This window comes from Brevibacillus centrosporus, from assembly GCF_003710815.1.
GTDB lineage: Bacteria > Bacillota > Bacilli > Brevibacillales > Brevibacillaceae > Brevibacillus > Brevibacillus centrosporus.
In genome coordinates, this window is the sequence record NZ_RHHP01000013.1 from 58,641 (window position 1) to 82,727 (window position 24,087).

A 24,087-nucleotide genomic window follows, 5' to 3' on the forward strand; every position below is an offset into this window, starting at 1 on the left:
AAAAACAGGCACGTGAGCCGTCAGACTCCGTGCCTGTTTTTATCCTGTATCCTTTAGGTGCGTTGATTTTGCATGTGCTGCGCCATTTTGACGAATCTCTCTTCTGGTTCCGTAGTCCCACACACTCCGCATTGAATCATGTATGCGTCACCTTTATAAGGCTTGTGGAACATATCCAGCTGGTCAGCGCTCAACTCGGCTACTACCTCTCCGGATTGCGGGTCAAGGCGCATGTAGCGCGGAGTCTGCTCGATTACCGTAAATCGCATGCGATTCGATTTACACGTTGGACACAAGTAAGGCATGGTCATGCTTTGCCACCTCCCATTCCATATTCATCGTTTAGTTTCTTCCACAAGAGGAACTCTATACCTATAGGCATCTTCATGAAGAATATGGTAATTTTTAGAAGGAATTGAACGTACATAATCGAGGTGACCGTATGAATTTGCGTCTGTTTTTCAGCTTAGTGGGAGGAAGCTTCCTCCTGGCCGCGTTTGCTCACTATTTTACCGAAAGTGAGATGTTCCAGTTTATCACCGCTGCCATCTGCGTCGTATTTCTGGCTGCCTGGCTAGGAAAATCGACGGAGAGTGTGGCCCATTATGCGGGGGATCGAATCGGTGGATTTCTGAACGCTACCTTCGGAAATGCAGCCGAGCTGATCATTGCCTTCTTCCTTGTAAAAGAAGGACTTTTTGAAATGGTGAAGGCTTCCATCACCGGTGCCATCATCGGTAATATGCTGCTGGTACTGGGACTGAGCGTTCTGATGGGCGGGCTCAAATTCAAGGAGCAGAAGTTTAACAGCAAGCTTGCGGGGCACAATGCCTCCCTGATGACCCTGGCGATTGTCGCTTTGTTCATCCCTGCTGTCTTTATGCGTGAGCTGCCCTCTGTCAAGATCGAGACTTTGAGCATCGTCATCGCCGTTCTTTTGATCATCGCGTACATTCTCTGGCTGATTTTCTCGATGATCACGCATAGCGACTTTTTGTCGGATATCGAGGAGCACGATAGCGAAGCCGTGTGGTCCAAAGGCATTTCGATTCTGATGCTCGGTATATCCACGGTCTTCGTGGCGATCGTCTCCGAATGGCTGGTCCACGGTGTCCAGCACGTCTCGGAATCGTTGGGCTGGTCAGAGCTGTTCGTCGGTGCTTTTGTGATCGCCATCATCGGGAATGCAGCGGAACACAGCGCTGCCCTGCTGCTCGCCATGAAAGGCCGTATCGGAGCCGCCGTCGAGATTGCCATCGGCTCCAGCCTGCAAATCGCTCTGTTCGTCGCTCCGACCCTCGTGCTCGTCAGCCTCTTGATCGGAAAACCGATGGATATCGTGTTTACTGCCTATGAACTGGCCGCAATCGGCGTCGCAACCTTTATTACGATTTCGATCACCAAGGACGGGGCCACCAACTGGTTTGAGGGGGTTCTCTTGCTCACGGTCTACATCATCCTGGGCACGGCATTCTTCTTTGCATAAGAGCTTTCCTGGATGCGAAAAAAGGACTGCGCTGGCATTTCCGCCTCGCAGTCCTTTTCGTTTGCTTCCTTACATAAAGCCAACCATATACAAAAATACACACAAAATCGCCACTGGCGCCAAATATTTGAGTAACAACAGCCACAGGACAAACATTTTGCGTCCCGCACCACTCTTCACTTTCAGCTCTTCAAGCAAGGTCTCGCGCTTCATTTTCAAAGGAACAAACACGGCGATCAAAAGCGCCCCAAGCGGCATGAGGATATTGCTTACCAAAAAGTCGAAAGCATCGAAAATCGATTTGCCAAAAATGGTGTACTCGCTCCAGATTCCAAAGGAAAGGGCGGACGGAATCCCGACGATAAAAATCAGCAGGGCTATCACCCAGGAAAGACGCTTGCGCTGCTTCTCCTCTCCTTTCGCCAAAGACGCTACGATGATTTCCAGCATGGAAAACGCTGAGGTTAGCGTAGCAAACAGGAACAAGGCGAGGAAAATCCATAGGAACACACTGCCTAACGCAATTTTTTCAAACACGGAAGGCAGGACAATAAAGAGCAATCCGGGTCCCGCAGTCGGCTCCATCCCAAGGGAAAAAACGGCTGGGAAAATCGCTAGCCCTGCAAACAGGGATACCAGCAAGTTCAGTCCTACAATCGATCCGGCAGAGCGCACGAGGCTTTCATTTTTCGCCAGATAGGAGCTGTAGGTTACCATGACGGATACACCTACACTCAGCGCGAAAAACGATTGGCCCAAAGCGTACAAAATCGAATCTCCATTCAGCCTTGAGAAGTCGGGACTGAGAAAGAATAAAACCCCTTCCATCGCCCCATCCAATGTGAGCGAACGAATCATCAAAATGACAAAAAGGATGAAAAGGCCTGGCATCAAGTATTTGTTCGCAGACTCAATTCCGCTCTGTACCCCTCTGGCTACGACCCAAGCCGTGATGACCATGAACACCAGCTGCGCGAATACCGCACCCAGCGGATCCCCAATGATCGAGCTGAAAAGCTTGTCGTAGGCAGGACCATTGATTTGACCGGTGATGCCCTTTGCCAAATACGTAAGAATCCAGCCGCCCACTACGCTATAGAAGGAAAGCAGGAGAAAACACGTTATGACCCCAAGCCGTCCAACCCAATGCCACAGCGTACCGGGCGCGATCACTTTGTAGGCGCTGACCGCTTCCTTTTGTGTACTTCTTCCAATCACAAATTCGCCCAGCAAGAGCGGCATGCCGATCGCAAGGGTAAAGATCAGGAACAAGAGAAAAAAGGCTCCACCCCCGCTCGTCCCAACGATATAGGGAAACTTCCAAATCGCTCCGAGTCCGATCGCAGAACCGGCTGCGGCCAAAATAAACCCGAGCCGACTCGTCCACTGGTCTGTCTGCTTCATACAGCTTACACTCCTCCATCTGTCTTTCTTGGCTGTCAAAATCGAAAATTGTTGGCTTCGCCGTGATTTGGCAAAGCCTTCGCTGTGCTTGAGCTGGATAGGAATCTGGTAAATTCCTCTTTACACAAAAAAACCCGCCCCCAAAAAGGGACGAGTTCATTTCATTTCTCGCGGTACCACCCTACTTAGACATCAGCTGCTCTAGCTGACGGTCTCGCTCTTACATTGGTAACGGAATGACCCAAATGCTCCAGAGTGAATTCAACAGGACAACCTCAAAGCTGCTCCCAGTCTTAGACAGCTTCTCCCTGACAAGTTGTTAGTCTGCTTACTACTCTCTTTCTACACATTTACCTATTATTAAAAATCATATCTTTTAATTTAATGTACGCACAAAAAATATGCAACCTCTTTTTTCAGGAGGCTGCATAGTGGTCCCAAGCAAAATGAAAAGCGAGGAATATCGCCGTTCTCCTCGCCTTACCTTTGGTTATACAATTCATGCAGATGGGCCAATTTTCGTTCCAGGGAACCCATGATTTCGCGCCCAACCTCATCTTCAATAAGTCCAAGGCGAACCGCATATTCTACTTCGCGGGAAAGCCCGAACATTTGCGTATCCAAAACCTCTTCATACAGCGGGCACTGCGGCATGGTCAGGTTTTCCATCTGTACGTCGATCAGCTTGTAAATTTTGTCCGCGTCTGCTTGAAGCAACGCTAGCGCTTTTTGTTCCAGATCGGGAACCTTAATTTCTGTCAAAACCTATCCCTCCGTTTGCCTCCATCCTTATCATCCATAGTACGCGATTCTGGGCCATTTGAAAAGGGGAGAAGGTACATCAACTGCAAGTATCTAAAAGATACCAAGTTTCCATTCCTTTGATAGAAGCTCAAGCAGCTTGACTCCCGCTACTGAGTTTCCTTTTTCATCCAAGGCTGGGCCAAATACCCCTATGCCCATCTTATTTGGAACTGTGGCTAAAATGCCACCTGCCACGCCACTTTTTGCCGGAATGCCGACGTCGATAGCAAACTCTCCAGAGGCGTTGTACATGCCGCATGTAACCATGAACGTCTTGCAAATCCGCGCTACTTCTGCGGGAAACACTCTCTCTTTGGTCATGATATCCATGCCATCCGCTGCGAGTACCATGCCCAGTCTCGCTACTTCCTTGGCTGTGACCTCAATCGAGCAATGGCGAAAATAAAGATCCAGCGTCTCCTCCACGTCACCGGTCAGCACTCCGCTGTCTTTTAAAAACCAGGCGAGTGCGCGATTTCGGTCTGCCGTTTTCTTTTCAGAGCAATAGACGGCTTCATTTATGCCAATTTGTGGATTCCCGGTCATCTTGCGCAAAAGCTCCAGCACGCTTTGTAACCGCTCTTCCACATCTTTTCCTCGAATCATCCCCGCCACCGCGATCGCCCCTGCATTAATCATCGGGTTTAACGGCCTATGTGGCTTGATTGTCTCTAATTTGATGATCGAGTTGAACGGATCCCCTGTCGGTTCTTTCCCCACCCGCTCAAACACATATGACTGACCATTTTGGCAGAGCGCCACAATCAGGGAAAAGATCTTTGATATGCTTTGAAGCGTAAACGGCTTATCTGCTTCCCCAGCAGAGAGAATGGTCCCATCTGGCAGGCAGACGCTAACGCCAATCTGGCAAGGATCCTCTTTTGCCAGCTCAGGTATATAGGAGGCCACCTTCCCTTTGTCCGTATAGGCGTAGGCTTCTTGGCGCATTTGCTCCAGCTGCTTTGTTGCATGCTCGATGTTCATCCGCTATCCCCTCTTGACAAATTTCTTTTCGCTAATATACCAAATTGTAAAGAGGAATTTTATCCCTGTCAAACTCCCCGCATTCCTACTTCCACGGAGGCTGACCAAAGGGAAGGGCACAGATAAAAATAGAGCCGCACCAAAAGGCACGACTCTAATCGCTTCCTAACGCGGATATACACCCGGCCCGACTGGCAGGTCGAGAAAATACCAGATTGCCATCTGAATGATCCAGATCACGAGGAAGACGAGCGCGTACGGCGTCATCGTGGCGAAAATCGTTCCCATACCCGCATTCTTGTTGTACTTTTGATAGAATGCCAAAATGAGCGGGAGGTATGGATTTACTGGTGAGATCGTATTCGTCGCAGAATCGGCGATCCGATAAGCGACCTGAATAAAAGCAGGGCTGTAGTCCAGCAGCATCAGCATCGGCATAAATACCGGGGCGAGAATCGCCCACAGGGCCGAACCACTCGTAATGAACAAGCTGCATATCCCGGTGAACAGAGTGAAGCCAATCACGATGGGAAGGCCGGTCAATCCGATGCTTTTCATAAACTCAGCACCGTTCACAGCCATCAGGATGCCGATATTGCTCCAGTTGAAAAAGGCGATGAACTGTGCTGCCGTAAAAGCCAACACGATAAAGCCGGACATGTCCTTGATCGCCTCGGACATGTAATGCGGCATGTCTTTTGAGGTTTTGATCAGTCCCATTACCTTCCCGTAAACAAACGAAATAGTCACGAAGAACAAGAGAATGATCGGAATGATGCCTTTCAGAAAAGGCGAGGTCAGAAAGTCGCCTGTTTTCGGGTCGCGAAGCAGTGCTCCTTCTGGGACGACCAGTACAGCGAGAACAGCAATAAATAGCAAGGCGACGAGCCCGGTCACGCGCAGCGCCTTGTTTTCCTGAGGTGTCAGCTCATCAAACTGCACGCTGGTATCACCCTTGAAAGTGCCTAGGCGCGGCTCGATCACCTTGTCCGTAATCCATCCACCGATAAAAGCGAGAATGAAAACCGAGGATGACATGAAAAACCAGTTGTCAACAGGTGTGACATGGGCATTCGCATCAATGGTTTGAGCGACGGAGGTACTGATTCCGGACAAGAGAGCATCCGTACCTGCGATAAACAAGTTTGCTGTAAAACCGGACGATACTCCCGCCATCCCGGCGGCAAACCCGGCAATCGGATGGCGACCCATGGCGAGGAAGACGAGCCCGCCAAGCGGAGGAATGATCACCATAGCTGCATCAGATGCGAGGTTTCCCAAAACTCCTACAAAGACAACCGCGTAACTGACGATCGCAGTGGGTACGTGTGACATCATCTTGCGAAGGACCGTTGTCAAGAGCCCTACTTTTTCCGCCAGACCGATCCCGAGCGTCATCGCCAAGACGAGGCCGAGCGCGGGAAACTCGACGAAGTTTTTGAGCATGCTGGTCAAAATCCAGTGTATGCCCTCGACACTGAGCAGGTTTTTGACCGCGACCGCTTCTCCCTTTCCGGGATGAATGACAGATAGATTCATCGCCGAGAGAATCGCCGAGACGACCATCAATACTCCGCAAAGAATGATGAAGAGCATGAACGGATGGGGAAGCTTGTTCCCAACCGTTTCGATCCATTTTAAGATTCCTTTTTGATTTTGCAGCTCCGTATTCAGTCCTGCTGCGCCATTTGCCATATTCCTCCGCCTCCATTTCACATGTCCTTACGATCCTGGTGTCCCTGCCAAAGTCTTGCAGATGTATCGAACAAACAGCCTTACCCCGTCCTGCAGCGCGTCTTCATCGATCGTAAAACGCGGATGGTGATGCGGATAGACGATGCCCTTCTCTTCATTTCCGGCACCCACGAGGATGAAACAGCTTGGCACCACGTCTGAAAAGGCTGAGAAATCCTCTCCACCCATCATCGGAGGATGCTGCAGAAGCACATCTTCTCCCCACTCCTCCACGATCAGTTCCTCAACCGATCGGGTAACCTCTTCATCATTGATGACGGAGCCGTATCCGTAGCGATAGTCAAAGCTGTAAGTTGCTTCATGCGCGAGTGTGATCCCTTTGATGATCCGCTCCATCCCGTTGACAGCCAGCTCTCTCACCTCTGGGGCAAAGCTGCGTACAGAACCGCTCAGCGTCGCCCGATCCGGGATGACATTGTAGGCTCCTGTGCCACCGTGAAAATTCGTTACGGAGATGACCAGATTCTCCAGTGGGTCCGCGTTTCTGGAAACGATCTGCTGCAAATTCGCAATGACCTGCGCTCCGATGGCCACCGGGTCAACAGAGGAATTCGGTGTGGAGGCATGTCCGCCCTTACCTTGGATGGTGATGTCAAAACGGTCCGAATTGGCCGTGACCGCTCCGTAGGTAAGTCCGATTTTGCCGACAGAAAGATGGGACATCAGATGAATTCCCAGCATCAGGTCGACGCCCTCTGTCACGTTGGCCTGCACCATTTCCCTCGCCCCACCTGGATGCATTTCTTCCGCATGCTGAAAAAGAAAGCGTACTTCTCCTGCGAGATGAGCCCTCAGCTGGGAAAGCACCTTGGCAGCTCCCAAGAGCATCGCCGTATGTCCGTCATGGCCGCAAGCATGCATCACCCCTGGCACTGAAGAGGCAAACTCGAAATCATTTTCTTCCGTGATCGCCAGTGCATCCATGTCGGCACGTAATCCGATGACCTTGCCTGGTCTAGCCCCGATCAGCCTCGCCATGACACTCGTCTTAGTCGGTCGTGTGAGCTCCAGATTTCCAAAGGATTGCAGCTGCTCATAGACGAAGTTGGCCGTCTTTTCCTCTTGAAAGGACAATTCTGGGTTCCTGTGCAAGTAACGACGCCAAATTATCACTTCTTGACGCACGGATTCTAGCAATGAAGAGACAGAACTCGGATTCATCGGGGGAAATCTCCTCTCACAATGGGATATAACGAATGACAAAATCGGACGGATTTTTACACTCCTCTCATATAAGTAATCTATTATTTTATTACAATTATATAAACTCTGAATTGAGTGTCAATAAATTTTGGAATAATTTCTGAAATTTTCGCTATATTGCATTCGTTTGCCGACCTCTGTGAACTTGCAGTAAAATGTAAGATGAGATTGATAGATTACGGAGGAATGCTTCATGTCAGATGTTATCGTGTTTAAAGGGGCAGTTTCCTACCCTATTACATTAGACCCTACTGTCTGGGTGTTTGATGATCGCAAGTTTGACCTGCGTGAGTACGTAGGAGAGCAAGAAGGTGCTGATCACAGGCAGGCGAAATATTTGCAAGGAACTGGTTCCCAATGGGACAAGGAGCTCGCGGAAGGGGCACAGCCCCCATCCGAACGCAAGAAAACTCTCGCGGAGGAACGGAAAGTCCTCGAGGGCGATTACGGCATTCTTCTGGCGCCCTTCATCAACAATGCTGAGCCCTCAGCTGAAGCCACGCGCGTTCGCCTGCACCGCGAAGGTCTCGAGCCGTATGAGCTGACTCTCGCTGATGCGAAACGTGCCATCCTGCAGTTCGCAAAAGACGGCAAGCCGATACGCGAAAACGGTCCTGTCTATTTCTATTTGCCGGAGACTCTGCTCGCCAAGGAAGCACCGATCGATCGCATTTATGCCATGGAATTCATTGTTTGAAAATCCCCATGATGCACAGACACAGAAAAAGCCATCCTCCTAATAGGGGATGGCTTTGCCAATCTTATACTAGCCCGCTTTTTACGCACTTACTTGCGCAATCCGAATTTCTCGATGATCCAATTCAGAACGGAGCAACTCAATAAATGCTGAATCTAGTTGAAGGTCGACAGCTCGATGATATACTTCTATCAACATTTGGTCACTCAAGTATTTCACCTTTGCTCACCTCCACCTTGTTTATGAGCCCATTGTATCAAATGCTTTCAAATCGAACAACCGTTCCGATATCCACACGCCATGTGGAAAAGTTGTGGAAAAGGTGTGAGTAAGATGTGCGCAACTTTCCAAATCCTTGAAGTACCCATGTGGATTTTCTTTCCAACTTTATCCACAACCAGTCGAAAATTGTCGAAAAATTATTCTCGAAATCGAGGCATGTTTTTCTTTTTCCATGACAAAAGACTATCCTCCAAAGAGAATAGCCTTTTGTCAAAGGAATCTTATGCGTTTGCTGTTTCCGTTACATGCAGGACTTGCTTGATTTGCGCGATTGCCCAATCCAAATCTTCCTTGGAAATGACAAGCGGTGGCGCAAAACGGATGGTCGTTTCATGCGTTTCCTTGCAAAGCAAGCCCAATTCTTTCAGCTTCTCGCAGTAAGGGCGAGCAGCTGTTTTCAGTTCCAGTCCGATGAACAACCCGCGTCCACGGATGTCTGCAATCAATGGGTTGTTGATTTCCATGAGCTTCGCCAGGAAGTACTCCCCCATTTCCAAAGAGCGCTGTACGAGGCCTTCATCCTGCAGTACGTCCATTGCCGCTACAGCAACTGCACAACCGAGTGGGTTCCCACCAAAGGTAGAGCCATGGGAGCCTGGTTCAAAAACAGACAGGATTTCTTTGTCAGCCGCTACTGCCGAGATTGGGAACACGCCACCGCCAAGTGCTTTCCCCATGATGTACATATCTGGCTTTACGCCGTCCCAATCGCTCGCAAACAGCTTTCCGGTACGACCGAAGCCTGTTTGGATTTCGTCGCTGACCAAGAGAACGTTGTTTTCTTTACAAATGTCATACGCTTGCTTCAGGAAGCCTTCTGGTGGAATGATAATGCCCGCTTCCCCTTGGATTGGTTCGAGCATGAAAGCAGCTGTGTTTGGCGTGATTGCCTGTTTCAGTGCCTCGATGTCGCCGTAAGGAATGATTTTGAAGCCTGGTGTGAATGGTCCAAATCCGCGTTTGTACTCATCCGCCGAAGAGAAAGAAGTAATGGTAACCGTACGGCCGTGGAAGTTGCCTTCACAAACGATGATCTCCGCTTGGTTTTCAGGTACTTTCTTCACATCGTATGCCCAGCGGCGAACAGCCTTGAGTGCGGTTTCCACAGCTTCAGCACCTGTATTCATCGGCAGGATCATGTCCTTGCCAGTTACCTTCGACAATCTTTCGTAGAATTCACCCAGCTGGTCATTGTAAAATGCACGGGAAGTCAGGGTTACTTTGTCTGCCTGATCCTTCAGAGCTTGAATGATCCGTGGATGACGGTGTCCTTGGTTCAGAGCGGAATAAGCGCTCAGCATATCCATGTACTTGTTGCCTTCTGGATCCTCTACCCATACGCCCTCTGCTTTGGAAATCACGATTGGCAGTGGATGATAGTTGTGTGCACCGTATTTTTCTGTTTGGTCAATGACTTTTTTGGTTTGTTCCATGTTGACGACCTCCTTATTTTCACATACCACCAATACTTGCAAAAATGATGCCAACAGAATTTTCCGTGTAAGCTGCAAAAAATCGAACCCTAAATGCAAAATTCCTTTGCATATTGTTTTAACTTTTTCGGCACCTGCATAATCATTTTGCACTCTTCTCTTCCTGTGATATGATACTTTCACGAGGAAAGGCTGGTGAACAATTGTGTCGTCTCCCCTGCAACATTCTTCACTCGACACTTTTTTACGCATTTACGAACAAATATTGGACAGAATGAATGAAGGTGTCCATGTCATTGACGCGAATGGGACCACGATCGTCTACAATCAGAAGATGACAGAGCTTGAATCCATGACGATTCAGGATGTGCTGCACAAGCCATTGTCTGAGGTCTTTGCTTTTCCGGACGGTCAGGAAAGCACGCTGCTCACCTGCCTTCATACAGGAAAAAGCATTCGAAATACACGCCAGACGTATTTCAATGACAAACAAAAAGAGATCACAACGATCAATAATACGTATCCCATCATGGAAAACGGAAAAATCGTGGGTGCGATGGAAATAGCGGACGACATCACCAAAATGGAACGGCTGATTCGTGAAAATTTGCTCGAGAAAAACGGGTCTCGCTATACCTTTGATCAAATCATCGGGAGCAGCGGGGCGATCCTCGATGTCATCGAAAGCGCCAAACGGGTCGCCCGTACCTCTTCCTCCGTTTTGGTCGTTGGCGAAACGGGAGCTGGCAAAGAGCTGTTTGTACAAAGTATTCACAACGCTAGTTTGCGCGCTTCCGGGCCCCTTATTTCTCAAAACTGTGCGGCTCTTCCTGACAGCTTGATCGAGGGCCTTTTGTTTGGAACGGCACGCGGTGCTTTTACCGGAGCCATCGAGCGCCCAGGGCTGTTTGAGCAAGCTGAAAAAGGAACACTTTTTCTCGATGAAATCAACTCGCTTAGTATGCCTCTGCAGGCAAAATTGTTACGTGCCCTGCAGGAGAAGTCCATTCGCAGGATTGGAGACACCAAAGACCGCTCCATCGATGTGCGCATCATCGCAGCCATCAATGAGGATCCCGTGGAGGCCATTGCGCATTCACATCTGCGAAAAGACTTGTACTATAGACTTGGCGTCGTCACCTTGTTCATTCCTCCGCTTCGGGATCGAAAAGAAGATATCCCCCTGTTAGCCAATCATTTCGTGGAGAAGTACAACCAGCTGTTTCAGATGGAAGTGCGTGGTCTGAGCGACGAGGTTATTAAATTTTTCAACGAGCATGATTGGCCCGGGAATGTGCGTGAGCTGCAGCATTTAATAGAAGGTGCCATGAATTTGATGATCGATGAGACGATCATTGGGTATGAGCACCTGCCCCTGCACTTTCTGCGACGCACACCTGCTGCTGCCATCATTGCCGAGCATGAAAAACAGCCGTTTCTCCCTTTTCCAGAAGAAGGAAAGCCGCTAAAGGAAACGATGCTGGAATTTGAAACTTCCTATATTCACCACGTCGTCGATAAGTACAACGGCAATATTTCACGGGCTGCCAAAGAATTGCAAATCAGCCGACAGAGCCTTCAGTACCGCCTGCGCAAACTGGGAATCAGAGGTTAAAACAGCATAGCGATTGTAAATACGCCAAAAATATTGGCGTATTTTTTAATTATTTTGCACAAAACTGCAAATTATTATTGCACTCCTTCGTTATAAGGTTGACGAAACCATGAATTTTCTGCTTATTTTATTTGGTATCATTCTTGCAGAACATATCAGAATCCTGAAAACGCATTCATCTAGCCTATATTTTGCACGAAGGAGTCGACTACATGACCACACACAACGATCAACAGCACGAACTCAAACGCAGTATGAACAGCCGGCATCTATTCATGATTTCCTTGGGCGGTGTCATTGGTACTGGCCTGTTCCTCGGTTCAGGATATACGCTTAGCCAAGCTGGACCGGTTGGGACGATTCTCTCCTTCTTGGTCGGTGGTTTTATTATGTACTTGACCATGCTCTGCCTCGGTGAGCTTACCGTTGCCATGCCGGTTTCCGGATCCTTTCAGACGTATATGACCCGCTTTGTGAGTCCCTCTCTCGGCTTTGGCGTCGGCTGGCTTTACTGGTTAGGCTGGGCTGTCACAGTTGCTTTGGAGCTTTTGTCATCCGGTCTTCTGATGCAGCGCTGGTTTCCAGACTCCCCTGTCTGGATGTGGTGCGCCCTCTTTGGCGGTGTGTTGTTCCTGCTTAACGCTTTATCTGCCCGTGCTTTTGGCGAAACAGAGTTTTGGTTTTCCAGCATTAAAGTAAGCGCCATCATTCTGTTCATCATTTTGGGTGGCGCGGCGATGTTCGGCCTGATTGACTTGAAAAATGGTCAGCCTGCACCGATGTTTTCCAACTTTGCCACAAGCTCTTTGCTCCCGCACGGAATTACAGGCTTGTTGATGACGATGATTACCGTGAACTTCTCGTTTCAAGGAACGGAGCTGATCGGGATCGCCGCCGGTGAAAGCAAAGAACCGGAAAAAACGATTCCGAAGTCCATTCGCAACACGGTATGGCGCACGCTGGTTTTCTTTGTCCTTGCGATCTTTATCTTGGCAGGAATGATTCCTCACGAGCAAGCAGGAGTCGTGGAGAGCCCCTTTGTCGTCGTCTTTGACAGCATCGGGATTCCGTATGCAGCGGATATTATGAACTTCGTCGTCCTGACTGCCCTCTTGTCCGTTGCCAACTCCGGCTTGTACGCAGCGACTCGCATGCTTTTCGCTTTGTCAAAAGAAGGGATGGCGTCCGAAAAGCTTGCAGCGGTCAACAAAAAAGGCATCCCGATGAACGCCCTGCTCATTACATTCGTCATCGCGCTTCTGTCTCTCTTGTCCGGATTTTTTGCAGAGGACACGGTATTCATGGTTCTGTTGTCCATTGCCGGGCTCGGTGCCCAGGTAGGCTGGATCTCGATCTCTGCTTCTCAGCTCGCTTTCCGACGTCATTACCTGAAAAACGGCGGCCAGCTCGAGGATCTGAAATTCCGCACTCCCCTGTATCCGATCGTTCCGCTCCTGTCGCTGATTCTAAACCTGACCGTACTCGTCAGCTTAGCGTTTGATCCTGAGCAGCGAATCGCTCTTTATTGCGGTGTTCCTTTCATGATCGTCGCGATTATCGTGTACCAGCTGCACTTCAAAAAGAAGCTCGAGCCTTTGCAAAAGAACGCAGCATAGGTTTTCCCGTGGAAAAAGAAAAGCTTGCAGCCCTCTCAATCGGGCATGCAAGCTTTTCGTTCTTTATGACACGTATGTTTGTTTTTAAACTACAAGGAAATGCGTACGATTTCGGTAACGACTACCATTGCAAAGACAGCAAATCCTAGGGAACTCGTGACCAGCAGCATGCGTTTCAGCTTCTTCATATCTTCCATGAAACATTCCCTCACTTTCTAGCTCCAATCATCTCTATCGTTATATACGTACCACGAATGGAAAATGTTTCAAAAAGAGCCCAAATTTTTTTGTGACAGATGTGAATACTGCCTGCCTTCTTATGACCGAGCGATTTTCGCGTAATCTTTGCCAATTTTTCCTGTGCTATGTTCCATTTGATACAGCATCCACGCCACCAGAACCCCAACCAAAAGACAGATTGTCCACGGCAGCCACGTCGCTTCTAGCTGGATAGACTGGTCATAGACCCACCCTCCGGCAATCTGCCCTACAGAGCCGCCGACAGCGATCGAATACCCGTTAAAGCCGTAATAAGCTCCCACCAGGTCTCGCGGGGCAAAACGCGGAACGACATCCACCAGATTGGGTACCGCGATCATGGTTCCGAGCGCATAGAGGAACACATCGAGCAGTAGCATCCACAACGAGCTCGCAAACGTCAGCATGAACAGTCCAGTCCCCATGATCAGCGTGCCAACGCCGATCAGCGTCAATCGCTGAGAAAAACCCTCCATCCACTGACTGACCTTCATCTGCAGCAGGATGACAGATACCGAAACTGCCGATAAGACAATCCCTACGTCCCCTTTGTTGTGCGTTACATTTTCCACCAACAACGGAATCGTCAAGAAAATTTGATTACTTAAATAGTAGTACCCCATCAGAATGGCCGTGAAACGGACAAACTGCCGATCCTTCAAAACGTGAACCATGCTCTCCCACATACTGTGACGCGTACTTGTAGCAGCAATTGGAGGCAAGAGGAAAAAGGACACCAAAGCACAAATTCCAAAGACAGCTCCTGCAAAGAGAGACAAATACGTGAAATCGACAGCAGACAGGGCAGTGCCGATGATTTGTGACCCTACGACGCCAATATTGGTCAAAACATTGCGAAAAGCAAATACTTCTTTACGGATGGCTTCCGGTGTCAGTACGGCAAAAGCAGCAGACCCTGCCGGATCGAACAAGGCTCCCCCCAAGCCGGACAAGATCGCGGCCACAAAAAACTGCCATGTCTCCGTACAAAACGCGAACATGGCAAACCCGATTGCACGCACGGCCATCCCAAGGACCATGGTTCCTTTATATCCAAATGCATCAGCAGCGACTCCGCCAATAAAAGCCAATCCTTGCTGGGCAAATTGTCGGACACTCAAGACCAATCCGGCCATTGCCAACGCCCAACCGATACTGCCAGTCAAATACAGTGTAAGATACGGGATTAATGCATAAAAACCTAGGTTCATCATGAAAGAGGTGGACAACAGCAGCTTTACGCCAAACGGTGTTTCCCTCCAGATTTCCCGCTTCATCGAAATACCCCTCGTTCTTCCCTTTAGAATGCTTGAAATAGGGATATTCTCAGCTTAAAGAACAGGGTATAATTTGAGAAACGAACAATTTTGTATATGGTAATCAAATATTTAGATAAGAGGGTTTTACTTTATGGACTTTGAACAATTACGCGCATTTTACACGCTAGCACAGACAAAAAACTTTACAAAAGCTGCAGAAATGCTCCATCTTGTTCAGTCTACCGTGACCATGCGCATCAAGCAACTGGAAGAAAAAGTAGGAAAACCCCTCTTTATTCGGGATAAACGAAGTGTGGAAATCACACAGGCCGGACTGACGCTGCTGCCGTATGCTGAACGAATCTTGAAGCTTTCCCATGAGGCACTCAATGAGGTCGCCTCCCTGCAGCCTTATGAGGACTATTTATCGATCGGCAGTCTGAACGCAATCTGGACCTCGACTCTAGAGCCGATCCTCAAAGAATATCACTACCGGTACCCGCAAATTGCCATCAGTACAAAAACGGGACACTCCTCGGATGTCATTCAGTATTTACTCGACAACGTGATTCAGATCGGGATTGTATACGTGCCGCCATCTCTGCCGAACTTTGAGGTAATCCCCACCTGGGAGGATGAAGTCGTCCTCGTCAGCCGCCCCGGCTGTACCTACATCACGGCGCCGAAAATCGATTCCCGCGAGCTGCGCCGACTACCGCTCATCCACATGAGCTGGGGCCCACCTTTTAACGAATGGATTCGTCAGACACTCCCTAGGAATTACGTACCGAAGCTGACGGTGGACAAAGCGGAATTGGCCATTGATCTGATCAAGGAAGGCCTGGGAGTGAGTCTGATGACGCGTTCGGCCGTAAAGGCAGATTTGGCAGCTGGCGAGCTGATTGAAATTGAAATCAGCGGCAACAAACCGCCGAAGCGCTCCGCTTACATCGTCCTACCGCGCGAAAAAAAGAACAAACCCAGCGTAGAGAAATGGCTGGGTTTAATGAAAGAATTGGGATATTCCACGTAGCCCTACCTCGTCGGTACAACAGGCTGTACGGTGTCGCGTTTTCTCTCCAGATGCCGCTCATAGCCGTAGCGAACAAAGCAATAGCCACACATGGCCAGACAAAAGCCCGTCACGACGTCACTTAGAAAATGCACGCCCAAATATACCCGGCTAACGGACAACAGGACAACCAGCGCAAGCATCAGCGGCTGTACGAAAACAGCCCAGCCCTTTTTCTCTTGCCAGCGACTGATGAAGAAAGCGAGCATGCAGTAAAAGGCGGGAGCAATCATGGCATGCCCACTCGGAAACGAAAAAGACTCAGGCAGTGGAATTAAGTGAAAGTCTGTCGGGCGCGGTCTGGCAAAAATGGCCTTCATGATTTCGTTCAGAAGCTCGCCGCCCCCGAGCACCAGCAGTAGGACTATGGCTTCCGCCTTCCACCTTTTTACAAAGAGGAATACGATAAAAGTGACCCCTAAAGGAGCGAGTACTACTGCACTTCCCAAATAAGTGAAAACGTGAAAAAAAGAAGTCCATTCCTCTGTGCGCACAAAGGCTGCTGCAGCAAAGCCTGAATCGTCCATTCCCCTTACTCTTCCTGTCAGGAACAGACCAATCATCGCTGCGGAAATGGCTGCAAAAACGACCGCAATGGCGATTAGCCCTGCCCCTCTCTTCGACTGGATCAATCCGATTCCCCCTCCCTTTTTTTCATTAAGAAACGCAACGCCTCTTCAAATTTCTGGTCGTCTTCACGAGTGCGAGCCGCAGGTCCCCTTGTCCGGCCACCTCCGCGGCGAAAACGGGCTTTTTCATTTCGTTCCTCCAAGTGAAACGCGATGCGTTCCGGATCAAAGATCGTTCCGTGCGGTGTCAGCGATGCAGCCTTCTTTCCCAGAATCAAGGCTGCCAGCCCTATGTCCTGTGTGACGACAATATCTCCTGCTCGTGTATCATTTGCCAGCTTCATGTCCACCGCTTGTGGTCCCGCATCAACGGTGATATGGTTTTCTCCACGCAGCTGGTGGTTGAAGCTCGCGTATGTAAAACAGTTCCAGCCAAACTCCCTGCACAGGCCCTGCGCGATCGCCAAGGCTTGGCGTGGACAGGCATCTGCATCAATCAGCACGCGCAACTCATGCATGGACATCCACCCTTTCGTGAGCTTTTTTCTCCCCGTTCCGAGCCAAATTTGGTATGATGGTCTTGGAGAGGAGTGAACGAATCTTTGCGCAATCATTTTATCCTAGACGAACGACTTGGTATTCGACTCCCCGCTTTGGATATGGAGTGGGAGTCGTACTCGACAGAAGAGCGAGCCGACATTTTGTTGGAGTGGGAGGAAATCCGCGCTACGATTCCCGACCAAATTATCCGGATCGAAACGGTCATCATCGAAAAGACAAAACAGATGTCCGAAGAAGAAAACTTCATTCGATCATGCGAGCTGAACAGCGAAATTCACGAATTAGCCAGTGTCATTAATGATCTTAATATATGGTTCCGTGTCCAGCAAGATCATGACACCAAAGTCCATCAATAATGTCGTGAAAGCACCTAACAGCAAAGCCCCGGGAGATCATCCCAGGGCTTTTTCATGCTTGTTTTTTGGGAAATGCTGTGCAATATGTACACAGCTCTTTTGCTTACACCTGTTGCTTTCGCCTTTTCGAACGCGAAAGCTCGAGTGCTTTGAGGCCAGTAACGTGGGGTGCCGCCATGGAAGTCCCGTTCAACGTTTTGAATTGATTTCCCGGCCACGTCGATAAGATGTCTACACCAGGTGCCTTCGTGTTTGCTCCTTTGCCACGCGAGCTAAAATCGGCCAGCTTTCCGTTTTGATCAATTGCACTTACGCCGACGACTCCTTTGTACCTCGCCGGATACTCCACTTCACCCCCGTTGTTGCCTGCCGAAGCCACCATGATGATGCCCTGCTTGTTTGCCCGCTCGACTGCCCTGGCCAAGGCTTCACTGTATTGCGGCATGCCAAAGCTCATATTGATGATGTCCATTTTGTTTTCAATGGACCAGTTGATCGCCCGCAGGATCGTCCCCAACGATGATTTTCCGTCCTCGCCAAAAGCGCGCACATCATACAGATGTGCTTCTGGCGATACACCGACGATACCACGCTGATTCATTTCCGCCACGATAATGCCTGCCACGTGCGTTCCATGACCGTTTTGCCTTCCCGTCACGAAGTTGATTCCGCCCTTGATCTGATCCTTCAATTCAAAATGATCCCGGGAGATTCCCGTATCGATGACGGCAATTTTGACCCCCGTTCCTTTTCCTCTCCGCCATAGCCGCTCTGCTCCGACATAGCGGACGCCCCACGGAATTTCCTCCTCGGAATGGACGCTTACGATCACATCTTCCTCGACTGTGGCGGGATAGCGGCTAAAATGCGCTTTGTGCCTCTGGTAGATCTGCTCTGTCACGCACAGGCAGGACAAATCATCAAAGCAGCGCCAAACCTGCCTTTCCTTCTGCTCGGTGACGTGTGCCTGTAGGTCTTCCAAAATATCACGGAATGGCGTCTTCCGGTGAAAGCTGATAATTTTCACACTTCTAGCCTCCTGTCATGCATGCCCTGACAACATCCTATGATCGCTTGTGGTGGGTGGGTTTGGGCATACACACAGGCTTGCTAAAATAGGCGATTGGTCTAGTCCATCTGTCCAAGCAGACTATCCGCTTTTCCCATATAACTGCATAGGACGAAATTGTTCTATCCTGGAGAGGAGCGATGACGCGATGGCCAAAAAGAAAATCAAAGTCAGCAAGCTCAAAGGAAAACCAAACGATATCCTGAAAAAGATCAACAAAAAGAGCAAGAAAAAATGGAAGATGAGCGACATCAAAGCACTCGCGAAAGATTACTCGAAAAAAGACTTGAAGGACGACGAAAAGCTGAAAAAGTTGATCAAGAAAGTCAGCAAAGCCGTAGGAATCCAGCTGAGTGACAAACAGATTTCCAGCGTAAAAAAACAGGTACACGACGCCTTGGGATAAACGAGCGAGCTTGGCTGCGCCGAAAGCAGGCGTAGCCTTGTGTAGGGGTGGACGAGCTAATCGATCCGAATTGGGCTATCGCCAGCAAAAATCTACCAGGAAAGCTGCTCGTTCCCTTGGTATTACCCACTCGATGCTTGTCCGTCGCCTAGCCAAATATCACATTCAAAAAGAGGCCGATGTCGAGTAGGACTTTCCCGAAAAAGCAAAAGGGAGAGCCTCTCAGCTCTCCCTCTTGCTATCCAAGAATCAGATCACGCGAACTTAATCGCAGGCACACGCAACGATCGTCAGCAGTACGAATAACACCAATACCAAAGCAAAGTCGTCGAAGCCAAATCCGTTGAATCCGCTCATTCGCTTTCCCTCCTTCATCGGCAACTAATCATAGGGTATGTGCGAGAGGCTAGCGTTGATTGGACCATGGCCCATTTTTGACTATATTTCTCAAAAACGTTTTTCGAACCTCGATTTCTCTAGCTTGCTTGGCGTTTGACAGGCTCTGGCAAATTGTACTGCTTCTTCATGACCATTTCCCAAAACGGAATGGTGCGCTGGATCATCGGGCCTGTGAGCAATGCGATCAGTACGGTTCCGATTGATACCGGACCACCCAGTGCGGCACCTGCGATGAGTACAGTGACTTCAATAATCAGTCTGACTTTTTGAATGCTCCACCCCATCCGCTCGTTCATGGCAAGCATGAAGCTATCCCGTGGACCCGCTCCCAGCCGTGGAGAGATATACATCCCTATCCCGATCGCCATTACGATGACGCCCAGCAAAAACATCAGCAGCCTCGTGACAAAAGCCTGAGGCTCGGGAACGATATCCATCCACAAGATCCAGTCCAGAAAACTCCCGAAGCAAATCATATTTAAAAACATGGCAAAGTTCGGTCTGATTTTAGCCACTACATACGAGGATAAAATGACGATGACTCCCACAATTTGCGACCAAATGCCGATGGTAAGCCCGAACGTCCTCTGCAGCCCAATGTGAAAGGTATCCCAGGGGGCAACACCCATATTTGCCTTAATCGTCAAGACACATCCAAAGGCCCCGATAAACAGACCCAAAATAAACATGACATAGCGCATGGTAATCGGCCTGCTGATCCGTAAACCCGCCACTGCCACTCACCTATCCTCTCCTGCTTTTGCCAATTCGGCTCTCTCTATCGTTTGTCTTACGGCTTCCAGCTGGCCACTACTTCATAGAACACGCCGTCTTTTCGGTAGTACGCCTCCGCCTTTGGAGATTCGATGTACGTTTTCGCTTCGGGCAGCCGCTCCCCTGCCAGGACAACCTGACGCTGTTTGCCCGCTTCATCCCGGTACTCCACGACGAGACTAACTTGTTCGTTTTCACAATGCTGAATCAACTCTTCGGGTGTCGCAAAGACGATCCGTTTCATGCTCTCCCTCTTTTCGTACGCAATTGATCACTCATTATAACAAGGATCTGTCGATTCTCCCATCGTTTTTCGCACCCGTTTGACCGGTACATCCATGAAGTCCGCAGCCAATACAGTACTCGGATGGATGGCTTGTGCTTCTGCCAAGAGATCCTCCATGGTGAAATCGCCCTCCTCATCCTCATAGCGCGGACTGAAGTGGGTCAGACAAAGCTGGTTCACAGAAGCTTGCCTCGCGAGCTCAGCAGCTTCCTGCGCCGTCGAATGGCCGCTGCGTACTGCCAGCTCCTTGTCCCGCTGTGCATACGTCGCCTCGTGCACCAGCAAATCCGCGCCTTCTGCCAGCTCCCGTACCGCTGTACAAGGCTCGGTATCACCGCTAAACACAATCTTTCGCCCTGGCTGCGGCTCTCCTACAAAATCCTTTCCAGCCAAAATGGTGCCATCCGCAAGCGTCACTTCCTCTCCTCGCTTCAGAGCACCATACAACGGCCCAAATGGCACACCTGCCTCTTTGGCTCGCTCGACCTGGAACGCGCCCGGTTTGTCCTTTTCTTGGATGGCATACGCAAATGAAGGAACGCGATGCTTGGCCAAACGGCACGTGACGATGACCTCCTCATCCTCGTAAACCACGCCATCCCTCACAATCTTGAGCTCCAGCGGGTATTGCAGATGAACCGGACTTGTGTCCATCACCGCACGAAAATAACGATCCAGTCCCGGCGGACCGTATAGCTCCAAAGGGGCGGCTTCGCCATTTCGCAGCGACCGGCTCGCCAACAGCCCGATCAAACCGTACAAATGATCTCCGTGCAAATGCGTAATAAAAATTTTATCCAGCTGACTGATTTTCATAGGGGATCGGAGGAGCTGATGCTGGGTCCCTTCTCCGCAGTCGAATAGCCACCACTTGCCCGCTTGCAAAAAACGAAGCCCAATACCACTGACATTGCGGCGTGTGGTAGGTGCGCCCGAACCTGTTCCCAAAAATGTTACGATCACGTCCTGTGCATCTCCTTTTTGGCTCTACTTCCACTCCTGCCTCTTGGGCGTGCCTGTCAGTCTCTATGGGCATTCACCCTTTTTTCCATGGGCGCATACGCTACATCAAACAACAGCCTAGCAAGGAGGGACTCCTGATAATGAAACGACTCATCTCTATGGGTCTTGCCGCCGGCCTGGCCGTCATGGCTCTATTGGCCGGATGCTCGAGTGCCCCGGAAAAAATACGGATTGGCGAAGTGACGCGTTCGCTCTTTTACGCGCCTCAGTACGTCGCCATCGAAAAAGGATTTTTCAAAGAGGAAGGACTCGACGTCGAGCTGTCTACGATTCCTGGCGGGGACAAAGTCATGTCTGCACTTCTCTCTGGCGGAATCGAAGTCGCACTCGTGGGATCTGAAACCAGCATCTACGTAGCCCAGCAGGGCGCTGCAGATCCGGTTGTGAATTTCGCCCAGCTCACACAGACAGACGGCACTTTCCTCGTCGCTCGCAACAAAGTGGACAATTTCTCCTTTGACCAGTTGAAAGGGAAAGTCTTCCTGGGTCAACGCAAAGGCGGCATGCCGCAAATGGTTGGCGAGTACGTGCTCAAGCAGCACAATATCAATCCACAGAGCGACCTTGAGCTCATCCAAAACATTGAATTCAAAAATATAGCTGCCTCTTTCGCTTCCGGGACTGGCGAGTATGTACAGCTGTTTGAGCCAGAAGCCTCCCGCTTTGAACAAGAAGGGATCGGTCACGTCGTCGCTTCGTTCGGAAAAGAAAGCGGGACGGTTCCGTACACAGTCTTCATGACGAAGCAAAGCTATATCGACAGCAATTCCGCTACTATCCAAAAGTTTACCAATGCCGTCTACAAAGGGCAACAATGGGTTGCCAGCCACACACCTCAGGAAACGGCTGCCGTGATCGCCAAATACTTTGACACCATCCAGCCCGATATTCTGGAGAGCGCCGTCAAACGTTACCTGGAGCAGGGCTCCTACGCCACAGACCCCATCCTGGATGAAGCAGAGTGGAACCAGCTCCAGGACATCATGGACAAAGCAGGAGAACTAAAGCAGCGCGCGGATTACACCAAACTGGTCAACACCACCTTTGCCAAAGCTGCTAAAGAAGGGAAGTAGGCGAGGATGAACCAGACTCCTTCAACGCCGGCCAAAATAGAACTCGGCCACGTGACCCATCTCTACCTATCCGCTACCCGGGCATTCATGGCGGTCAGGGATATCAACCTGCGCGTGGAGGAAGGCGAGTTCATCTGCTTGGTTGGCCCGAGCGGCTGTGGAAAGACGACATTGCTTTCCATCATGGCCGGACTGGAGCGGCCTACGGCAGGAAAGGTCCTGATCGACGGAAATCCGGTTTCAGGCACCTCCCGGCAGGTCGGCTACATGCTCCAGCAGGATTACCTTTTCAACTGGCGCAGCATCGAAGACAATGTCTTTCTCGGACTGGATATTCAAGGGCTGCGGACCAAAGAAAACGAAGCATACGCCCTCCATTTGCTCGAGGAGATGGAGCTGATCGACGTACGTAAATCGTCTCCGATGCAGCTGTCTGGCGGGATGAGACAGCGGGTTGCTCTCGTGCGTACGCTGGCCTGTCAGCCAGACGTCCTGCTCCTGGATGAACCCTTCTCTGCCCTGGATTATCAAACCAAGCTCAAGCTCGAGGACCTGATATTCACAACTCTTCGCAGGCACAAAAAGACCGCCGTACTCGTCACACACGACCTCTCCGAATCTATCGCGATGGGTGACCGGGTTTATGTCCTCTCCCGCAATCCAGGCCGGATCAACAGCGAGGTCCATATACCCGCGCACATCCGCAATGCAATCCCGTTTGACGCACGAAATCAGGACGGATTCCAGGATCTGTTCCACCATGTCTGGAAAGAGATGGAGGTGGTTTCTGATGCAGCAAAAGGACATTGAATCCGCCCATCGAAAGTTCTTAAAGCAAGAAGCCCGCTCACGATCCTGGGTGCTTTCCACACAGCTTCTGCTGTTCATCGCTTTCATCGGATTATGGGAGCTGCTCGCACGGACGAATACGATCAACTCGCTCATTTTCAGCTACCCATCCAAAGTCGTGACAGAATTCTGGTCGAGACTCATGGATGGCAGCCTTCTCCCCCACGTAGGCATGACGGTCTGGGAGACGATCGTAGGCTTTCTGCTCGGCACTCTGCTCGGGACCTTGATCGCCGCCGTTATTTGGTGGTCGCCTTTCCTCTCCCGCGTACTGGAGCCGTACCTCGTCATCGCCAATAGCATGCCAAAGGTTGCGCTGGGCCCGGTTTTTATTGTCAGCTTCGGGCCGGGACTGTTCTCTGTGATTGCCATGGGCTGCGCAATCTCCGTGATCATTACCACCATCAACATCTACACCAGCTTCAAAGAAGTGAATCCGAATTATGTGAAAGTCGTGCAAACCTTGGGTGGGAGCAAGCGGCAAATTTTCTCGATGGTTATCCTCCCCTCCACCATCCCTACGATCCTCGCTACACTGAAGGTAAACGTCGGCCTCTCTTGGGTAGGGGTCATCGTGGGAGAATTCCTCGTCTCTCAGCAGGGGCTGGGATACCTGATCATTTACGGCTTCCAAGTCTTTAATTTCACCCTGGTCATGATGAGCCTCGCCATCATTGCAGTCGTCGCAACCTTGATGTACCAAGGCGTCGCGTACCTGGAAAGGCGGCTCACCAGCCAGTTTAAATAGATGGCAACACCAAACAGCGGCGCTGGTTCTTCCGGGATGAGAGCCAGCCCGCTTTTTTCTTATTCCAGTACGATTGGCAAACGTTTCTCCTGCATCTAACACACCT

The 24,087-nt window shown here is 50.2% G+C and carries 27 protein-coding genes; 11 read left to right on the forward strand and 16 right to left on the reverse strand.

The window, feature by feature from the left end; genetic code table 11:
- Positions 1-53: 53 nt before the first annotated feature.
- Positions 54-311: a hypothetical protein gene (locus EDM55_RS12895; protein WP_092268056.1), complete on the reverse strand. Its 258-nt coding sequence runs from the start codon at positions 309-311 to the stop codon at positions 54-56.
- 131 nt (positions 312-442) lie between these two features.
- Between EDM55_RS12895 and cax the strand changes: the two genes are divergently transcribed.
- Positions 443-1,486 (forward strand): calcium/proton exchanger, encoded by a 1,044-nt coding sequence (cax, locus tag EDM55_RS12900; protein WP_092268055.1) that lies wholly within the window; start codon positions 443-445, stop codon positions 1,484-1,486.
- A gap of 69 nt (positions 1,487-1,555) precedes the next feature.
- Here cax and EDM55_RS12905 read toward each other — a convergent pair whose 3' ends face one another.
- From EDM55_RS12905 to EDM55_RS12925, 5 genes are all read right to left on the reverse strand, one after another.
- Positions 1,556-2,890 (reverse strand): sodium-dependent transporter, encoded by a 1,335-nt coding sequence (locus EDM55_RS12905; protein ID WP_122960504.1) that lies wholly within the window; start codon positions 2,888-2,890, stop codon positions 1,556-1,558.
- A 480-nt stretch (positions 2,891-3,370) separates the two neighbouring features.
- The gene (locus tag EDM55_RS12910; protein ID WP_092268053.1) at positions 3,371-3,652 is read right to left on the reverse strand and encodes an Fpa/YlaN family protein; all 282 of its coding nucleotides are present in this window, start codon (positions 3,650-3,652) and stop codon (positions 3,371-3,373) included.
- Positions 3,653-3,745: 93 nt separating this feature from the next.
- Positions 3,746-4,678 (reverse strand): glutaminase A, encoded by a 933-nt coding sequence (glsA, locus tag EDM55_RS12915; protein ID WP_122960505.1) that lies wholly within the window; start codon positions 4,676-4,678, stop codon positions 3,746-3,748.
- Between the two features lie 165 nt (positions 4,679-4,843).
- Positions 4,844-6,373, reverse strand: coding sequence for an AbgT family transporter (locus EDM55_RS12920; RefSeq protein ID WP_092268051.1), 1,530 nt, complete (start codon positions 6,371-6,373; stop codon positions 4,844-4,846).
- A gap of 27 nt (positions 6,374-6,400) precedes the next feature.
- Positions 6,401-7,594 carry an amidohydrolase gene (locus EDM55_RS12925; protein WP_092268050.1) on the reverse strand — a complete coding sequence of 398 codons (1,194 nt, stop codon included), beginning with the start codon at positions 7,592-7,594 and terminating at the stop codon, positions 6,401-6,403.
- Positions 7,595-7,829: 235 nt separating this feature from the next.
- Here EDM55_RS12925 and EDM55_RS12930 point away from each other — a divergent pair, with 235 nt between their 5' ends.
- On the forward strand, positions 7,830-8,333 hold the full coding sequence (locus tag EDM55_RS12930; RefSeq protein ID WP_092268049.1) for a hypothetical protein: 504 nt from the start codon (positions 7,830-7,832) through the stop codon (positions 8,331-8,333).
- A gap of 81 nt (positions 8,334-8,414) precedes the next feature.
- Here the strand turns inward: EDM55_RS12930 and EDM55_RS12935 are convergent, their stop codons facing one another.
- Both EDM55_RS12935 and EDM55_RS12940 read right to left on the reverse strand, forming a co-directional pair.
- The gene (locus EDM55_RS12935; RefSeq protein ID WP_092268048.1) at positions 8,415-8,552 is read right to left on the reverse strand and encodes a sporulation histidine kinase inhibitor Sda; all 138 of its coding nucleotides are present in this window, start codon (positions 8,550-8,552) and stop codon (positions 8,415-8,417) included.
- Between the two features lie 284 nt (positions 8,553-8,836).
- Positions 8,837-10,048: an ornithine--oxo-acid transaminase gene (locus EDM55_RS12940; RefSeq protein WP_092268211.1), complete on the reverse strand. Its 1,212-nt coding sequence runs from the start codon at positions 10,046-10,048 to the stop codon at positions 8,837-8,839.
- A 274-nt stretch (positions 10,049-10,322) separates the two neighbouring features.
- On the opposite strand from EDM55_RS12940, the gene EDM55_RS12945 reads away from it, so the two are divergent.
- Positions 10,323-11,663, forward strand: coding sequence for a sigma-54 interaction domain-containing protein (locus EDM55_RS12945; protein WP_246070816.1), 1,341 nt, complete (start codon positions 10,323-10,325; stop codon positions 11,661-11,663).
- 212 nt (positions 11,664-11,875) lie between these two features.
- Positions 11,876-13,279 (forward strand): amino acid permease, encoded by a 1,404-nt coding sequence (locus tag EDM55_RS12950; protein ID WP_122960507.1) that lies wholly within the window; start codon positions 11,876-11,878, stop codon positions 13,277-13,279.
- A 317-nt stretch (positions 13,280-13,596) separates the two neighbouring features.
- Here the strand turns inward: EDM55_RS12950 and EDM55_RS12955 are convergent, their stop codons facing one another.
- Positions 13,597-14,814: an MDR family MFS transporter gene (locus tag EDM55_RS12955; protein ID WP_174769255.1), complete on the reverse strand. Its 1,218-nt coding sequence runs from the start codon at positions 14,812-14,814 to the stop codon at positions 13,597-13,599.
- A gap of 133 nt (positions 14,815-14,947) precedes the next feature.
- Here EDM55_RS12955 and EDM55_RS12960 point away from each other — a divergent pair, with 133 nt between their 5' ends.
- Positions 14,948-15,829, forward strand: a complete 882-nt coding sequence (locus EDM55_RS12960; protein ID WP_092268044.1) for a LysR family transcriptional regulator — start codon at positions 14,948-14,950, stop codon at positions 15,827-15,829.
- A gap of 2 nt (positions 15,830-15,831) precedes the next feature.
- Here the strand turns inward: EDM55_RS12960 and EDM55_RS12965 are convergent, their stop codons facing one another.
- The gene (locus tag EDM55_RS12965) at positions 15,832-16,500 is read right to left on the reverse strand and encodes a phosphatase PAP2 family protein (protein WP_122960509.1); all 669 of its coding nucleotides are present in this window, start codon (positions 16,498-16,500) and stop codon (positions 15,832-15,834) included.
- Complete coding sequence (locus EDM55_RS12970) at positions 16,497-16,955, reverse strand: DUF188 domain-containing protein (protein ID WP_092268042.1); 459 nt, start codon at positions 16,953-16,955, stop codon at positions 16,497-16,499. Before EDM55_RS12970 ends, EDM55_RS12965 begins: the two co-directional genes overlap by 4 nt.
- Before the next feature lie 141 nt (positions 16,956-17,096).
- On the opposite strand from EDM55_RS12970, the gene EDM55_RS12975 reads away from it, so the two are divergent.
- The gene (locus EDM55_RS12975) at positions 17,097-17,354 is read left to right on the forward strand and encodes a hypothetical protein (RefSeq protein ID WP_373863265.1); all 258 of its coding nucleotides are present in this window, start codon (positions 17,097-17,099) and stop codon (positions 17,352-17,354) included.
- A gap of 103 nt (positions 17,355-17,457) precedes the next feature.
- On the opposite strand, the gene EDM55_RS12980 is transcribed toward EDM55_RS12975, so the two are convergent.
- Positions 17,458-18,381 carry a S8 family peptidase gene (locus tag EDM55_RS12980; protein ID WP_092268040.1) on the reverse strand — a complete coding sequence of 308 codons (924 nt, stop codon included), beginning with the start codon at positions 18,379-18,381 and terminating at the stop codon, positions 17,458-17,460.
- Between the two features lie 190 nt (positions 18,382-18,571).
- Here EDM55_RS12980 and EDM55_RS12985 point away from each other — a divergent pair, with 190 nt between their 5' ends.
- The gene (locus tag EDM55_RS12985) at positions 18,572-18,829 is read left to right on the forward strand and encodes a stage VI sporulation protein F (protein WP_092268039.1); all 258 of its coding nucleotides are present in this window, start codon (positions 18,572-18,574) and stop codon (positions 18,827-18,829) included.
- Between the two features lie 70 nt (positions 18,830-18,899).
- A complete protein-coding gene (locus EDM55_RS31445) occupies positions 18,900-19,019 on the forward strand; it encodes a hypothetical protein (protein ID WP_373863266.1) in 120 nt (39 codons plus the stop codon).
- Between the two features lie 74 nt (positions 19,020-19,093).
- Here the strand turns inward: EDM55_RS31445 and EDM55_RS12990 are convergent, their stop codons facing one another.
- The 4 genes from EDM55_RS12990 to rnz all read right to left on the reverse strand — a co-directional run bounded on the left by EDM55_RS12990 (position 19,094) and on the right by rnz (position 21,251).
- Positions 19,094-19,186, reverse strand: a complete 93-nt coding sequence (locus EDM55_RS12990) for a sporulation protein YjcZ (RefSeq protein ID WP_236707873.1) — start codon at positions 19,184-19,186, stop codon at positions 19,094-19,096.
- 119 nt (positions 19,187-19,305) lie between these two features.
- Entirely contained in the window at positions 19,306-19,929 is a 624-nt protein-coding gene (locus tag EDM55_RS12995) for a YczE/YyaS/YitT family protein (RefSeq protein WP_092268210.1), read from the reverse strand.
- Between the two features lie 89 nt (positions 19,930-20,018).
- A complete protein-coding gene (locus EDM55_RS13000; protein WP_092268037.1) occupies positions 20,019-20,246 on the reverse strand; it encodes a hypothetical protein in 228 nt (75 codons plus the stop codon).
- Positions 20,247-20,273: 27 nt separating this feature from the next.
- On the reverse strand, positions 20,274-21,251 hold the full coding sequence (gene rnz, locus EDM55_RS13005) for a ribonuclease Z (RefSeq protein WP_122960510.1): 978 nt from the start codon (positions 21,249-21,251) through the stop codon (positions 20,274-20,276).
- Positions 21,252-21,391: 140 nt separating this feature from the next.
- Between rnz and EDM55_RS13010 the strand changes: the two genes are divergently transcribed.
- Genes EDM55_RS13010 through EDM55_RS13020 form a run of 3 tightly spaced genes read left to right on the forward strand, consistent with a single transcriptional unit; the run spans position 21,392 to position 23,981 of the window.
- Positions 21,392-22,384 (forward strand): ABC transporter substrate-binding protein, encoded by a 993-nt coding sequence (locus tag EDM55_RS13010; RefSeq protein WP_122960511.1) that lies wholly within the window; start codon positions 21,392-21,394, stop codon positions 22,382-22,384.
- Positions 22,385-22,390: 6 nt separating this feature from the next.
- Entirely contained in the window at positions 22,391-23,194 is an 804-nt protein-coding gene (locus tag EDM55_RS13015) for an ABC transporter ATP-binding protein (RefSeq protein WP_092268034.1), read from the forward strand.
- Complete coding sequence (locus tag EDM55_RS13020; RefSeq protein ID WP_092268033.1) at positions 23,175-23,981, forward strand: ABC transporter permease; 807 nt, start codon at positions 23,175-23,177, stop codon at positions 23,979-23,981. Before EDM55_RS13015 ends, EDM55_RS13020 begins: the two co-directional genes overlap by 20 nt.
- Positions 23,982-24,087 lie beyond the last annotated feature (106 nt).

Excerpts from the sequence above, each read along its gene's own strand:
- EDM55_RS12895 (WP_092268056.1), bottom strand. The coding sequence starts at position 311 with ATGACCATGCCTTACTTGTGTCCAACGTGTAAATCGAATCGCATGCGA.
- cax (WP_092268055.1), top strand. The coding sequence starts at position 443 with ATGAATTTGCGTCTGTTTTTCAGCTTAGTGGGAGGAAGCTTCCTCCTG.
- EDM55_RS12905 (WP_122960504.1), bottom strand. The coding sequence starts at position 2,890 with ATGAAGCAGACAGACCAGTGGACGAGTCGGCTCGGGTTTATTTTGGCC.
- glsA (WP_122960505.1), bottom strand. The coding sequence starts at position 4,678 with ATGAACATCGAGCATGCAACAAAGCAGCTGGAGCAAATGCGCCAAGAA.
- EDM55_RS12920 (WP_092268051.1), bottom strand. The coding sequence starts at position 6,373 with ATGGCAAATGGCGCAGCAGGACTGAATACGGAGCTGCAAAATCAAAAA.
- EDM55_RS12925 (WP_092268050.1), bottom strand. The coding sequence starts at position 7,594 with ATGAATCCGAGTTCTGTCTCTTCATTGCTAGAATCCGTGCGTCAAGAA.
- EDM55_RS12930 (WP_092268049.1), top strand. The coding sequence starts at position 7,830 with ATGTCAGATGTTATCGTGTTTAAAGGGGCAGTTTCCTACCCTATTACA.
- EDM55_RS12940 (WP_092268211.1), bottom strand. The coding sequence starts at position 10,048 with ATGGAACAAACCAAAAAAGTCATTGACCAAACAGAAAAATACGGTGCA.
- EDM55_RS12945 (WP_246070816.1), top strand. The coding sequence starts at position 10,323 with ATGAATGAAGGTGTCCATGTCATTGACGCGAATGGGACCACGATCGTC.
- EDM55_RS12950 (WP_122960507.1), top strand. The coding sequence starts at position 11,876 with ATGACCACACACAACGATCAACAGCACGAACTCAAACGCAGTATGAAC.
- EDM55_RS12955 (WP_174769255.1), bottom strand. The coding sequence starts at position 14,814 with ATGAAGCGGGAAATCTGGAGGGAAACACCGTTTGGCGTAAAGCTGCTG.
- EDM55_RS12960 (WP_092268044.1), top strand. The coding sequence starts at position 14,948 with ATGGACTTTGAACAATTACGCGCATTTTACACGCTAGCACAGACAAAA.
- EDM55_RS12970 (WP_092268042.1), bottom strand. The coding sequence starts at position 16,955 with ATGCATGAGTTGCGCGTGCTGATTGATGCAGATGCCTGTCCACGCCAA.
- EDM55_RS12975 (WP_373863265.1), top strand. The coding sequence starts at position 17,097 with ATGGAGTGGGAGTCGTACTCGACAGAAGAGCGAGCCGACATTTTGTTG.
- EDM55_RS12985 (WP_092268039.1), top strand. The coding sequence starts at position 18,572 with ATGGCCAAAAAGAAAATCAAAGTCAGCAAGCTCAAAGGAAAACCAAAC.
- EDM55_RS12990 (WP_236707873.1), bottom strand. The coding sequence starts at position 19,186 with ATGAGCGGATTCAACGGATTTGGCTTCGACGACTTTGCTTTGGTATTG.
- EDM55_RS12995 (WP_092268210.1), bottom strand. The coding sequence starts at position 19,929 with ATGCGCTATGTCATGTTTATTTTGGGTCTGTTTATCGGGGCCTTTGGA.
- EDM55_RS13000 (WP_092268037.1), bottom strand. The coding sequence starts at position 20,246 with ATGAAACGGATCGTCTTTGCGACACCCGAAGAGTTGATTCAGCATTGT.
- EDM55_RS13010 (WP_122960511.1), top strand. The coding sequence starts at position 21,392 with ATGAAACGACTCATCTCTATGGGTCTTGCCGCCGGCCTGGCCGTCATG.
- EDM55_RS13015 (WP_092268034.1), top strand. The coding sequence starts at position 22,391 with ATGAACCAGACTCCTTCAACGCCGGCCAAAATAGAACTCGGCCACGTG.
- EDM55_RS13020 (WP_092268033.1), top strand. The coding sequence starts at position 23,175 with ATGCAGCAAAAGGACATTGAATCCGCCCATCGAAAGTTCTTAAAGCAA.